This is a genomic window from Aquitalea sp. USM4 (assembly GCF_004328945.1).
Lineage (GTDB): Bacteria > Pseudomonadota > Gammaproteobacteria > Burkholderiales > Chromobacteriaceae > Aquitalea > Aquitalea pelogenes.
The window spans coordinates 3,497,974-3,511,614 of sequence record NZ_CP029539.1 but is presented as its reverse complement, the minus strand read 5'-3'; the positions used below and the strand labels follow the sequence as shown (position 1 = coordinate 3,511,614).

Below are 13,641 nucleotides of genomic sequence, written 5' to 3'. Positions count from 1 at the left end.
GCATCCGGCAGGCAATGCCCCACTCCACCTCTCGCAGGAGAACACCATGCAACAACGCATCGCACTCATCACCGGCGGCAGCCGTGGCCTTGGCAAGAATGCAGCACTCAAGCTTGCCTCCAAGGGCATCGATGTCATCATCACCTACCACACCCGGCGGGACGAAGCCGACGCGCTGGTCCACCAGCTAGAACAACTGGGCCGCCGCGCGGCAGCACTTCAGCTGGATGCCGGCAATGTGCGCAGCTTTGCCACCTTTGCAGAACAGCTGAAAACCGTGCTGCAGGACAAATGGCAAACCGGGCGGATTCACCATCTGGTGAACAATGCCGGCATGGGTATTTACGGCAGCTTTGCCGAAACCACCGAGGAACAATTCGATGCACTGATGAATGTGCACCTGAAGGGGGTGTTCTTCCTCACCCAGACCCTGCTGCCCTTGATAGCCGACGGCGGACGCATCCTCAACATATCCAGCGGCCTCGCGCGCTTCAGCTTCCCCGGCTATGCCGCCTACGCCACCATGAAAGGCGCGGTGGAAACCCTTACCCGCTACCTGGCCAGGGAGCTGGGCCCGCGCGGCATTTCGGTAAACGTGCTGGCACCCGGTGCCATCGAAACCGACTTCGGCGGCGGCCAGACACGTGACAACCCGCAAGTGAATGCCATGATTGCCGCCAATACCGCCATGGGCCGTGCCGGACTGCCCGACGACATTGGCGACGCCATCGCCGCCTTGCTGACATCAGACAGCAACTGGATTACCGGCCAGCGGATTGAAGCTTCAGGCGGGATGATGCTGTAAGCACATGGTCGTCATGACAGAACCGGAGGGCTATCCGGCGCAGGAATGCGACGCGGACTGCCCTCCGGCCACTTTCATGACTGCCGTGCAGCGGCCACCATGCCATCCAGCCAGTCCTGATGGCCGTTGATCATGGGATTGGGCCTGGTTTGGGCCAGCGCCTGCGCCGGCTTGCCCACCTGGGTTTCCTGCGTGAGGATGCGCACCCGGCCAGCAGAAAGCTCTTCAATCAGCCAGGCGTGATGCACATCCAGCCTGTCTTCCGCCGTGCTGCCGGCCCAGCCATGCCAGGCAATGCGCGCTGCCTGGCCGGGGACTGGCGCAATGTGCTCGACAACTTGCGCCTCCACCGGGAAGCCGAAGGTTTCAAAGTAAAAACGGTCGCCCATGGCCAGTTCCGGCCCCTTGCCATCGTAAAAGCGCGGATTGGCCGAATTGGCATAGTAGCCAGGCCACAGCTGCGGTGTGTTCAGCAAGGTCCACAGTTTTTCGATGGTCACGCCAGTGACAATCACCTCATTGGAACAGTAATTGTCGGTAAAGCCGGGCACATAGCCGGCCGGCCAGATAATGTCGCTCATGATGTTTTCCTTGCGGCAGTTAACAGTAAGAAAGTCTGGCTGCTACTGTACGCATTGCACATCAACGAATAAATGGCGGTAAAATCACATTATTTGTTACATCAAAGAACAAATATGCCCGCATTCGACGCCACCCAGATCAGCACCATCGCCTTGTTTTGCAAAGCGGCAGAGCTGAGCAGTTTTTCCGCGGCGGCGGAAGCGTTGGGGCTGACGCCAGCCTCGGTCAGCCGGGCCATCAAGCGTCTGGAAGAACGGCTGGGTGTACGCCTGTTTGCACGCACCACACGCACCATGCGGCTGACCCACGAAGGCGAGCTGTACTGGCAGCAATGCCGCCAGGCACTGGACCAGATTGCCGAAGCAGAGCGCACCATCACCGGCCGGCAGAAAGTGCCCAGCGGCCTGCTGCGCATCAGTGTTGGCACCCTGTACGCCAATTACCGCTTGCTGCCCTTGCTGGAGGAATTCACCAGCGCCTATCCGCAGATCGAACTGGAGCTGAGCCTATCCAACCGGGTGGCCGATATTGTCGAAGAAGGCTACGACCTGGCCATCCGCATCGGCACGCCACAGGATTCCCGCCTGGTGGTGCAGAAGCTGGAAGACGCCACGCTTGGCATCTTTGCCACACCCGGTTACCTCGCCCGGCGCGGCGTGCCGCGGCAGATTGATGAGCTGGCCGGGCATGACTGCCTGCAATTCATCCTGCCCAGCACCGGCCGCGCCATGCCATGGCTGCTGACCCTGCCCGGTGGCGAAGCGCTGGACCATCAGTTCCACAGCCGCCTGCGCCTGCTGGACGATGCCCAGGGCTGCATCAGCTGGGGAATGGCCGGGGGCGGACTGTTCCAGACCTACCATTTCATTGCCGCGCCCGCACTGGCACGCGGCGAGCTGGTGGAGGTGATGCCGGATCACGCTGGACGGGCACGGCAGTTTTCCGTCACCTACCCGCAAAACCGTCACCTGTCGGCACGGGTGCGGGCATGTGTCGACTTTTTGCTGGCCCGGCTGCGCCAGCCAGCCTGAAACCGGCCAGAAGCCGCACAGGCAGGCCCTGCCCCACCACGCAATACACCAGCCACACAACAACCAAGCCGATTGACAAGGCCCCGGCCCTGCGGTTAGCCTGCGCAACATGGAAACGTTACCACAAACTGCCAACAGCATTCGCGAAGTGGCTGCGCTGGCGCAGACTTCCGTCTCCACCGTGTCGCGGGTGCTCAACCAGTCCGGTTATGTCAAAGCCGAGGTACGCGAGCGCATCGAACGGGTGATTGCCGCCACCGGCTTTGTCCCCAGCGCCGTGGCCAAGGGCTTGCAGCGCAAACAGTCCTCGCTGGTGGGCGTGGTGATTCCGCGTATCGACTCCTACAGCATCAGCGCCATGGTGGCGGGCATTTCCGCCGTGCTGGAAGCAGCGGGCTACAGCCTGCTGCTGGCGCATACCGACAATCAGGCCGAGCGCGAACTCAAGGCCCTGCAACTGTTCAAGGAGCAACGCGTCAACGGCGTGCTGCTGCTGGCTGCGGAACTGGGCGAGCAGCACCGCCAGGCTTTTGCCATGCTGCAACGCCCGCTGGTGGTGCTGGGTCAGGACGCATCGGACCTGGGCCTCAGCTGCGTATTGCAGGACGAATGCGCGGCCGCCACCGCGCTGACCCAGGCCTTGCTGGAGCGCGGCCATCGGCGCATTGGCTTTATCGGCGTCAATGCCCGTGACGTTCAAGTAGGCGGCGAGCGCAAGCGCGGTTACCAGAACGCCCTGACAGCAGCAGGTCTTGCACCGGATGCAGCCCTGATGACCGCTGGCGGCTTTGATTTTGCCAGCGCGGCACAGGCCGTGGACCAGCTGATGGCCCTGTCGCAGTGGCCTACTGCCCTGCTGGCTGCTACCGACCGGCTGGCCATTGGCGCCATCAGCCGTCTGGCGGAACTGGGCTTGCGCGTGCCGCAAGATGTTTCGGTGGCCGGCATGGGCGATATCGATATTGCCGCCATGATGCAGCCGCGCCTTTCCACCGTGCATTACGATTACCAGGCCAGTGGCCGCCAGGCAGCGCAATTGCTGCTGGAGCAGTTGCAGCAAAAGACGGCTACCAGCAGCAAGCTGGTGATGCCGTTCACCATCAAGATGCGCGATAGCGCACGGCAGTTGGCCCCGTAACACTTTGGGGCTTTTTAAAACGCAAATGTGGTAACGTTACCACATGGAGGAGACAATGAATTACCAACAAATTGCCGCCGATATCCTGCCCCTGGTAGGCGGCGCAGAGAACATCGACAGCATTGCCCATTGCGCCACCCGGCTACGCCTTGTGCTGCGCGACACGCAGCGGGTAGACAAGGCCGCGCTGGATGCGCTGGACAGCGTGAAAGGCAGCTTTGTCAATGGCGGTCAGTTCCAGATCGTGCTGGGGCAAGGGTTGGTCAATCACGTCTGCGCGGCGCTGATAGCCAGCACCGGACTGAATCAGGCCTCCACCCAGGAAAGCAAGAAACTGGCGGCGGCCCGCCTGGGGCTGGCCCAGCGACTGGCGCAGACGCTGTCCAATATCTTTGTGCCCATCATTCCGGTCATCGTGGCCTGTGGCCTGCTGATGGGCGTCATCGGCACTGCAAAAACACTGGGGCTGGCCAGTGATACGCCCTGGCTGCAGATGGTGGACATGTTCTCCAACACCGCCTTCGTGTTCCTGCCCATCCTGATTGCCTTCTCCGCCGCGCGCGAATTCAATGGCAACCCCTTCCTGGCGGCCGCGCTGGGCGGCATCATGATTCACCCTGCCCTGCAGAATGCCTGGACGCTTGGTTCCGGCATTCATGAATACTGGACGCTGTTCGGCATGCATGTGGCCAAGGTGGGCTACCAGGGCACGGTGTTGCCGGTGTTGCTGGCGGTATGGGTGCAAAGCCATATCGAGCGCCAGTTGCGCCGCATCGTCCCCAACAGTCTGGACCTGATCCTCACGCCGTTTCTCACGCTGATGTGCAGTGCGCTGATTGCGCTGCTGCTGATCGGCCCCTTCGGCCGCATGCTGGGGGATGCCATTTCCATCAGCCTGATGCTGATCTACCAGCATGGCGGCGCACTGGCCGGCCTGCTGTTTGGTGGCCTGTACTCACTGGTGGTGATTACCGGCGTGCATCACAGCTTCCATGCCATCGAAGCGGGTTTGCTCAGCAACCCGGCCATTGGCAAGAATTTCCTGCTGCCCATCTGGTCGATGGCCAATGTGGCGCAAGGCGGTGCCGCGCTGGCGGTGTTTTTCCGCACCCGTGACAACAAGGTCAGACAGATCGCCCTGCCGGCCGCCCTGTCCTGCCTGCTGGGCATTACCGAGGCCGCCATCTTCGGCGTCAACCTGCGCTTTGTCCGCCCTTTTGTCGCTGCTGCGCTGGGTGGCGCACTGGGCGGCGCCTGGGTGGTGTTCAACCAGGTGTCGATGACTGCCATCGGCGTCACCGGCCTGCCCGGCATTGCCATTGTCCCGGCCGGCAGCATGCTGTCTTACATTGCCGGCCTGCTGATTGCCTTTGGCAGCGCCTTTGCCGCCAGCTGGCTGTTTGGCCTGAAAACACAGGATGCAAAGCGTGAGCAATAAGCACCACACAGCCACTGGCAACTGGCGACCGACCTTTCACCTGTCGCCCCCGCAAGGGCTGCTGAACGACCCCAACGGGCTGGTTTATTTTGCCGGGCGTTACCATGTGTTTTTCCAGTGGAACCCCAATGCCTGCACACATGGTGCTAAATCATGGGGTCATGCCAGCAGCCCGGACCTGCTGGACTGGACCCTGCACCCTCCCGCGCTGCAACCAGGCGAGCGCTATGACAGCCACGGCTGTTATTCCGGCTCCGCCTGGGTAATGGACGAGCGGCTGTGGCTGATATACACCGGCAATGTGCGCGATGGTGAAGTACGCCACAGCTACCAGTGCCTGGCGGTGTCCGATGACGGCATCCACTTCACCAAACTGGGCCCGACGCTGCAGCAGCCTCCCGCAGGCTATACCAGCCATTTCCGCGACCCACGGCTGTGGCGCGAGCCGGACGGTTTTCATCTGGTGCTGGGCGCACAGCGCAACAACGGCAGTGGCACGGTGCTGCATTTTCATAGTGCCACGCTGGAACAATGGGCGCTGCGCGGCGAGCTGTTACCCGGCAGCAACAACGGCTATATGTGCGAATGCCCGGACCTGCTCACCCTGCAACACCGCCAGCTGCTGCTGTTCTGCCCGCAAGGGCAGGCCGGCACAGGCTGGCCCTGGCCCAATGCCAATGCCAGTTGCTACACCAGCAGGCCGCAGGACGGCGCTGCGTTTGATCGTCCGCAGGCGCTGGATTACGGCCCGGACTTCTACGCCCCGCAAACCCTGCACGGCCCGCATGGCGAACACATCCTGTGGGGCTGGATGGGCAAGCCGGAACAGCCCGACACCCCCAGCGTGGCCGATGGCTGGAGCCATTGCCTTAGCGCGCCACGGTTGCTGAGCTGGCATGACGGTGAACTCAGCCAGCAGCCGCACCCGGCACTGCAAGCCTTGCGTGGCGAAGGCCTGTTACTGACCGATCAGGCCATTCACAGCAACTGGCAGCATGCCGCCCTGCACGGCGAGTGCGCCGAACTGCAACTGAGCCTGCACAGCAAGGACGCCAGCGCCTGTCACCTTGTCTTGCGACAAGGCCAGCACTGCCACACCCGGCTGAGCTGGCTGCCGGCCACGGCCGAGCTAGTGCTGGACACCCGTCACAGCGGCAGCGCACCAGGCCGTATCAGCCGCGCACCACTCCCCGCTGGCAACAGGCTGCAACTGCATCTGCTGCTGGATCGCAGCACGCTGGAAATCTTCGCCGCTGACGGCACGGTGGTGATGTCGGCCTGCATCTTCCCCGATGCAGACGCCCAGGTCATCGGCCTGCAGGCAGAGGGTGACATCCATATCGAGCAACTGGCGTTCTGGCCACTCAATGCCATGCCGGTACGCATGGCCGCAAGCGGAGAAAGCCTGACAGCATGACGCACCCGCACTATCTGGTTTTTGGTGAAGCACTGACCGACTTCATCCTGCAAGACGATGGCCGCTGGCAAGACTATCCGGGCGGCTCCTGCTGGAATGTGGCGCGCGTGGCGGCACGGCTGGGTGCCCGCGCAGCCTTTGCCGGAGCAGTCAGCCAGAACCGTTTTGGCGATGCCCTGTGGCAAGGCGCGCAAGCAGCGGGCCTGGACATGCGCTATACCCAGCAACTGCCCTACCCGCCGCTGCTGGCCATGGTGCCATCCACCCGGCCACCGCAATATTTTTTCATTGGCGACAACAGTGCCGACCTGCACTTCGACCCCGCCCACCTGCCTGCGGCTTGGGAGCAGTCGGTACGCATTGCCCATTTTGGCTGCATCAGCCTGGCACGCGAACCGCTGGCCAGTCGTCTGGTGCAACTGGCCAGACAACTGGCGGCACAAGGCTGCCGGATTGCCTTTGACCCCAACTTCCGCAACAGCATGCACACGCCAGGCTACCGGACACATTTCAAGGCCATGCTATGCCTGGCTGACTACATCAAGGTGGCGGACGATGACCTGTTCGGCTTGTATCCCGAACTGGACAAGCACGCGGCACTGGCCACCTTGCACCAACAGGCTCCGCAAGCCTGCATCCTGTTCACCCGGGGTGCCGACGGCATGACGCTGTTTGCCAACGGCAAACAGTACCAGCAGGCTGCCATGCAGGTAACAGTGGCCGATACCGTCGGCTGCGGCGACACAGCCATGGGTAGCTGGATGACGCACTTGCTGCACCAGCCGGAGGCCACGCCGCAAGACTTGCTGCGCTTTGTTGCCGCCGCAGCGGCCTGCACGGCAAGACAGCATGGTGCGCATGCACCCACGCGGGAAGAAGTGGCGCAGCTATTGGCTGAGCACAGCGGCTAAGCCGCTTGCATGCCACCGATTAACGCTATCCGTAAAAAAAGGCCATGCACTGCATGGCCTTTTTTTATGGTTCGTCACGGATTACGGGACACTGACTCAGTGATGCTCACCCGCACGCTGGCGGTTTACCTCGCACGGGGTTCCGGCGGTGCAGAAGGCATCATTGGCATTGCGCTGGGCATGTTGCTGGCTTGTCTGGTTTTGCGCCGGAGTATCGGAGGCAAAGACCTGGCTGCTGCATGCCACCAGCAGCAGGATGGGGGCGATGAATTTGTGCATGCTGTTTCCTTTGAATTGGTTTCTGTTTCGTTGATGTTTACTTGCTGGCACTGTCATCCCAGCTGCCGCCCAGCGCGCGGATCAGGCTGAGCGAGGCCAGGTAGCGGTCCTGACGGATGCTCAAGGCCTGGCGCCGTATGCTCAGTTCGCTGCGCTGGGCGTCCAGCAGTTCCAGCTGGCCGGTCTGGCCATTGCGATAGCGCGAGTCCGCCAGCGCACTGGCACGGGCTGCGCTGGCCACTGCTTGCAGCTGGGCCGCTTCCTGCTGCGCCAGCAGGCGGATGTCGCTGAGCGAATCCTCCACTTCTGCCAGAGACTGCAGGATGCTGTGGCGGTAATCCGCCATCGCCACCTCCATGTCGGCACGGGCCGAACCCAGCAGTGCCTGACGGCGGCCACCATCGAGCAGCGGCAGGGACAGCAGGCCTTCCACCGACCAGGCACGGGCCGACCAGCGGAAGATGTCGCGCAACTGCGAGCTGGCATAGCCACCGGCCGAGGTCAGCGTCAGGTCCGGAAACCAGGCGGCTTGCGCCACGCCGACGCGGGTCTGGGCGGCCAGCAGCTTGCGCTGGGCGGCTGCCACATCAGGACGGCGCGCCAGCATGGCGGCGGGCAAGCCCGCGGGAATCTGCGGCAGGCTGGCATTCCAGCGGCTTTCTTCCAGCCTGAAGCCGGACGCCGGCTGGCCGGTCAGCACTGCCAGTGCGTTTTCCAGCTGGGCGCGCTGGCGGTCCAGCGCAATGGCCTGGGCGCGGGTGGCTTCGCTGTCGGCTTCGATGCGCGCCAGCGACAGGCCGGACTCCTCGCCAGCCTGATAGCGCTGGCGGGTGAGCTGTGCCGTGCGGGCATAGGACTGCACGGTGTCTTGCAACAGCTGACGTTGCTGGTCTAGCAGACGCAGGCTGAAGTAAGTCTGTGCCACCTGGCTGGCAACCAGCAGACGGCTGCCCTGCAGCAGTGCGGCGCTGGCTTCGGCATCCAGCGCGGCGGCGCGGCTGGTACCGGACAGGCGACCCGCCAGGTCGATTTCATAGCTGAAATTGGCCCCGACGCTGGTCAGCTTCACCGGCGTGGTGTTGCTGCTGTTCAGCAGGCTGGTGCCGGACGGCCCGGCCCCGGCCTGCGTGCCGCGCGCATTGCCGACATTCACGCCCAGCTGCGGCATGCGGTCGGCATCGGCCACGCCCAGTGCGGCACGGGCCTGTTGCAGACGGGCCGCCGCTGTGGCGAGGTCGGTATTGTGTTGCAGCGCGGTGTCGATCAGCCGGTTCAGCGTGCTGTCCTGATACGCCAGCCACCAGTCGCCACGGGTGGCGGCATCGGCCGGTGCGGCCAGCGTCCAGCTACCGTCGGCCAGTGTGGCCGCTGGCGGGTTCTTGTAGCTGGCCGGGGTGGCCGGCAGCTGGCTGCCATCGATGGTGGGCGGCGTGGCGCAGGCGCTTAGCGCAGCCGCCAGCAACAGGCCCAGGGTGATTCTGTTGATCATCTGTCCGCTTCCTTATTCGACATGGTGTTGCTGGGCAGCCGGGTGCAGTGCATGGCCGTGCTCATGCCCCATGGGCGGCTGGGCGATCGGGTCCAGATGCGGCACCTCGCCGTGCAGCTTCAGTGGCCGGTTGCCGGACAGACGGCGCATCAGCACATAAAACACCGGGGTGAGGAACAGCCCGAATACGGTGACACCTATCATCCCGCTGAACACCGCCACGCCCATGGCATTGCGCATTTCCGCGCCGGCACCTTGTGCCAGCACCAGCGGCAACACACCCATGATGAAGGCCATCGAGGTCATCAGGATGGGGCGCAAGCGCAGGCGGCTGGCTTCAATGGCGGCCTGCAAGGGGCTGCGTCCGGCAAACTCCAGTTCGCGGGCAAATTCGACAATCAGGATGGCGTTCTTGGCACTGAGGCCCACCAGCACCACCAGGCCGATCTGGGTGAACACATTGTTGTCGCCGTGGCTCAGCCATACCCCGGCCATGGCCGCCAGCAGCGCCATCGGCACAATCAGGATGATGGCCAGCGGCAGCGCCAGGCTTTCGTACTGCGCCGCCAGCACCAGGAACACCAGCAGGATGGCGATGGGGAATACCCAGCTGCCGGAATTGCCCGCCAGGATTTCCTGATAGGTCAGCTCGGTCCACTCATAGCCAATGCCAGGCGGCAGGGTTTGCGCGGCGACGCGCGCCACGGCCTCTTGTGCCTGTCCGCTGGAATAGCCGGGCGCGGCACCGCCGTTGATGTCAGCCGCCAGAAAGCCGTTGTAACGCATCGCCCGTTCCGGCCCGAAGCTGGGCTTGACCTTGAGCAGGGCCGACAGCGGCACCATGCTGCCGTTGGCCGAGCGCACCTGCAGCTGGCCCACGTCTTCCGGCCGCGCACGGAAGTTGGCATCCGCCTGCACCCGCACGGTGTAGGTACGGCCAAACTTGTTGAAGTCGTTGACGTACAGGCTGCCCAGATAAATCTGCATGGTGTTGAACACGTCGGTCACCTTCACCCCCAGCTGCTGGGCCTTGCTGCGGTCCAGGTCAGCCAGCAGCTGCGGCACGTTCAGCTGGTAGCTGGTATACAGCCCGGCCAGCTCCGGCGCCTTGGCGGCACCGGCCATGAAGGCCTTCACTGCCTTGTCCATCGCCTCGTAACCCAGGCCGCCACGGTCTTCCAGTTGCAGCTTGAACCCACCGGTGGTGCCCAGCCCCTGTACCGGCGGCGGCGGGAACATCACCACAAAGGCGTCCTGCAACTTGCCAAACTCGGCATTCATCGCCCCGGCAATGGCATTGGCGCTCATGGCCTTGCCGCGCCGCTCCTCGAAGGGCTTGAGGGTGACAAACACGATGCCGGAGTTGGCACTGTTGGTGAAACCGTTGATCGACAGGCCGGGGAAGGCAATGGCGTGCTCCACGCCCGGTATCTTCAGCGCGATGTCGCTCATGCGGTGAATCACCGCATCGGTGCGGTCCAGCGTGGCACCGTCCGGCAACTGGGCAAAGCCGATCAGGTACTGCTTGTCCTGCGCCGGCACAAAGCCACCCGGAATGCTGTGGAACAGCCCCGCCGTCAGCGCGGCCAGACCGGCATAGATGGCCAGCATGACAAACTTGCGGCCGATAGCCTGCTTCACGCCCTGGCTGTAACGGGTGGCACCGCGGTTGAACAGGCTGTTGAAGCGGTCGAAGAAACCACCCAGCCAGCGGTCCATCTGGCGGGTCAGCCAGTCTTGCGGCGCATCGTGGCGTTGCAGCAGCAAGGCCGCCAGTGCCGGTGACAACGTCAGCGAGTTGATGGCGGAAATCACCGTGGAAATGGCAATGGTCAGCGCAAACTGCTTGTAGAACATGCCACTCAGGCCGCCGATAAAGGCCAGCGGCACGAATACCGCCACCAGCACCAGCGCAATGGCGATGATGGGGCCCGACACTTCACGCATGGCGCGGTAGGAGGCCGCACGCGGGTCCAGCCCGGCCTCGATGTTGCGCTCCACGTTTTCCACCACCACGATGGCATCATCCACCACGATGCCGATAGCCAGCACCAGCCCAAACAGCGACAGGGTGTTGATGGTGAAGCCAAAGCTGTGCATCACCGCGAAAGTACCGACGATGGACACCGGCACCGCCAGCAGCGGAATCAGCGAGGCACGCCAGGTTTGCAGGAACAGGATCACCACCAGCACCACCAGCGCAATGGCTTCCAGCAGGGTATGCACCACCGATTCGATTGACGCACGCACAAACTGGGTGGGGTCGTAGTCGATGGCGTAGTCCACCCCTTCCGGCATGGATTTCTTCAGCTCGGCCATGGTGGCGCGTACCTGGTCGGAAATCTGCAAGGCATTGGAGCCTGGGGCTTGCGATACCGGAATGGCCACCGCCGCCTTGTTGTCCAGCGTGGAGTGCAGTGCGTATTCAGACGCACCCAGCTCGATGCGGCCCAGCTCACGCAGGCGCGTTACCGCACCGTCGGCACCGGTCTTGACGATGATGTCGCCGAATTCCTGCTCGGTTTGCAGGCTGCCCTGCGCGTTGATGGGGAATTGCAGCTGGATGCCCTTGGCACTGGGCGAGGCACCGATGCTACCGGCGGCGGCCTGCACGTTCTGCTCGCGGATGGCGCTCACCACCTCGCTGGCCGACAAGCCATGCATGGCCACTTTTTGCGGGTCCAGCCAGATGCGCATGGAGTAATCGCCCGCGCCATACAGCCCCACCTGCCCCACCCCGCTGATGCGTGCCAGCCGGTCACGCACATTGAGAATGGCGTAGTTGCGCAGATAGGTCATGTCGTAACGGCCATTGGGCGACAGCAGGTGCACCACCAGCGTGAGGTCCGGGCTGCTCTTGATTGTCGTCAGGCCCAGGCGGCGCACGTCTTCCGGCAGGCGCGGTTCGGCCTGCGCCACGCGGTTTTGCACCAGTTGCTGCGCCTTGTCCGGATCAGTGCCGATCTGGAAAGTCACCGTCAGCGTCATCAGGCCGTCAGTGGTGGCCTGGCTGCTCATGTACAGCATGCCCTCGGTACCGTTGATGGCCTCTTCCAGCGGCGTGGCCACCGATTCGGCAATCACCTTGGGGTTGGCACCGGGAAACTGCGCCCGCACGATGATTTGCGGCGGCACCACTTCCGGGTATTCCGAAATCGGCAGCACCCGCAAGGACAGCAGGCCCGCCAGGAAAATCAGCAGCGACAGCACCCCGGCAAAAATCGGGCGGTCGATGAAGAATTTGGATAGGTTCATGAATGTCTTTCGCGTGGAAATCAGCTATTGGCCGCCGCAGTGGCCGGGGGCTGCATCGGCACCATGTGCGGTGCTACCGCTGCGCCGGGCTGCACTTTCTGCAGGCCGTCCACAATCACCCGCTCACCGGCACGCAGGCCGGCGGTGACAATGCGCAGGCCATCAACACTGGCCCCCAGCTGCACCTGGCGGTAACGTGCCTTGCTGTCCTTATCGACCACCATGACAAAGCGCTTGTCCTGATCGGTGCCGATGGCCTGCTCGTTCAGCAGCAGCGCCGGATGACGCTTGGCCTGGCCCAGCCGGATGCGCACGAACTGGCCGGGAATCAGCACGCCGTCGCGGTTATCCACCGTGGCGCGCAGCTTGACCGTGCCGCTCTTGCCATCCACCTGGTTGTCCACCAGTTGCAGCTTGGCGGGGAAGGTTTGCGCGGTGCTGGTGGCGACCTGCAGCGGAATGTCACCCAGCCGCGCACGGGCAGCGCCGGCATCCGGCAGCTCGGCCAGCGCCTTGTTCACGGTTTCCTCGTCGGCATCAAAGCTGGCATACACCGGGTTTACCGACACCAGCGTGGTAAGCACCGGCGAATCCGGCCCGGCCGATACCAGGTTGCCGGTAGTCACCAACAGCTTGCCCACCCGGCCGGATACCGGCGCGCGGATGGCGGTGTAGCCCAGGTTCAGCCGTGCCGTCTGCAAGGCGGCCTGCGCGGCCTTCAGGCTGGCATCGGCGGCGCGGGCAGCGTTGTTGCGCTCGTCCGCATCGCGCTGGGCAATGGCGTGGTCGGCCAGCATGCGGCTGGCGCGTTCCTGCTCGCTGCGGGCGAATACCAGCTGGGACTGGGCGGCGGCCACCTGGGCGGCGGCACGGTCCACCTCGGCCTGATACGGCGCAGGGTCGATAGACACCAACAGGTCGCCGGCCTTCACCAGCGCACCCTCACGAAAGTGCACGGACTGGATGGCACCGGCCACGCGCGAGCGCAGCTCCACCCGTTCCACCGCCTCCAGGCGGCCGGAAAAATCCTGCCAGGTGCTGACTTCCTGCTGCACCAGCAAGGCAGCAGAAACAGGAACAGCCTGGCTGGCGGCAGCCGGGGCATCCGCCTGCACTGCCTGGCTGTGCAGGCCAAGCCAGGCCGCCGCGCCAATGGCAGCCAGCACGGCAAAGGAAATGGCAGTCATGGCCAGCGGTCGCCGGCCCTTGTTGGGTGGGTTCATGTGTTTGGTTCCGTAAGGTCAGCACAGATGGCCAGCGCAATACGCGTGACCGGTCAGGTAAGGCGACGCAGTG

The 13,641-nt window shown here is 63.7% G+C and carries 11 protein-coding genes; 6 read left to right on the top strand and 5 right to left on the bottom strand.

Translation table 11 applies throughout. From position 1 onward, the window contains the following. Positions 1-46 precede the first annotated feature (46 nt). Positions 47-805, top strand: a complete 759-nt coding sequence (locus tag DKK66_RS16155) for an SDR family NAD(P)-dependent oxidoreductase (RefSeq protein WP_131359709.1) — start codon at positions 47-49, stop codon at positions 803-805. Positions 806-879: 74 nt separating this feature from the next. On the opposite strand, the gene DKK66_RS16150 is transcribed toward DKK66_RS16155, so the two are convergent. After that, on the bottom strand, positions 880-1,386 hold the full coding sequence (locus DKK66_RS16150) for an SRPBCC domain-containing protein (protein WP_131359707.1): 507 nt from the start codon (positions 1,384-1,386) through the stop codon (positions 880-882). A gap of 114 nt (positions 1,387-1,500) precedes the next feature. On the opposite strand from DKK66_RS16150, the gene DKK66_RS16145 reads away from it, so the two are divergent. The 5 genes from DKK66_RS16145 (at position 1,501) to DKK66_RS16125 (ending at position 7,322) form a co-directional block, all read left to right on the top strand. After that, positions 1,501-2,418: a LysR family transcriptional regulator gene (locus DKK66_RS16145; RefSeq protein WP_131359705.1), complete on the top strand. Its 918-nt coding sequence runs from the start codon at positions 1,501-1,503 to the stop codon at positions 2,416-2,418. A gap of 109 nt (positions 2,419-2,527) precedes the next feature. Further along, a complete protein-coding gene (locus DKK66_RS16140; RefSeq protein WP_131359703.1) occupies positions 2,528-3,556 on the top strand; it encodes a LacI family DNA-binding transcriptional regulator in 1,029 nt (342 codons plus the stop codon). A 55-nt stretch (positions 3,557-3,611) separates the two neighbouring features. After that, a complete protein-coding gene (locus DKK66_RS16135; RefSeq protein ID WP_131359701.1) occupies positions 3,612-4,994 on the top strand; it encodes a sucrose-specific PTS transporter subunit IIBC in 1,383 nt (460 codons plus the stop codon). Further along, positions 4,984-6,411, top strand: a complete 1,428-nt coding sequence (locus tag DKK66_RS16130) for a glycoside hydrolase family 32 protein (RefSeq protein WP_165494202.1) — start codon at positions 4,984-4,986, stop codon at positions 6,409-6,411. The genes DKK66_RS16135 and DKK66_RS16130 overlap by 11 nt, the downstream gene beginning before the upstream one ends. Beyond that, on the top strand, positions 6,408-7,322 hold the full coding sequence (locus DKK66_RS16125) for a carbohydrate kinase (protein ID WP_131359697.1): 915 nt from the start codon (positions 6,408-6,410) through the stop codon (positions 7,320-7,322). Before DKK66_RS16130 ends, DKK66_RS16125 begins: the two co-directional genes overlap by 4 nt. 96 nt (positions 7,323-7,418) lie before the next feature. Here DKK66_RS16125 and DKK66_RS16120 read toward each other — a convergent pair whose 3' ends face one another. Genes DKK66_RS16120 through DKK66_RS16105 form a run of 4 tightly spaced genes read right to left on the bottom strand, consistent with a single transcriptional unit; the run spans position 7,419 to position 13,568 of the window. Beyond that, a complete protein-coding gene (locus DKK66_RS16120) occupies positions 7,419-7,601 on the bottom strand; it encodes a hypothetical protein (protein WP_131359695.1) in 183 nt (60 codons plus the stop codon). 37 nt (positions 7,602-7,638) lie between these two features. Beyond that, entirely contained in the window at positions 7,639-9,090 is a 1,452-nt protein-coding gene (locus DKK66_RS16115) for an efflux transporter outer membrane subunit (RefSeq protein WP_131359693.1), read from the bottom strand. A 12-nt stretch (positions 9,091-9,102) separates the two neighbouring features. Then, positions 9,103-12,345: an efflux RND transporter permease subunit gene (locus tag DKK66_RS16110; protein WP_131359691.1), complete on the bottom strand. Its 3,243-nt coding sequence runs from the start codon at positions 12,343-12,345 to the stop codon at positions 9,103-9,105. Positions 12,346-12,365: 20 nt separating this feature from the next. After that, on the bottom strand, positions 12,366-13,568 hold the full coding sequence (locus DKK66_RS16105; RefSeq protein ID WP_131359689.1) for an efflux RND transporter periplasmic adaptor subunit: 1,203 nt from the start codon (positions 13,566-13,568) through the stop codon (positions 12,366-12,368). Between the last annotated feature and the right edge of the window lie 73 nt (positions 13,569-13,641).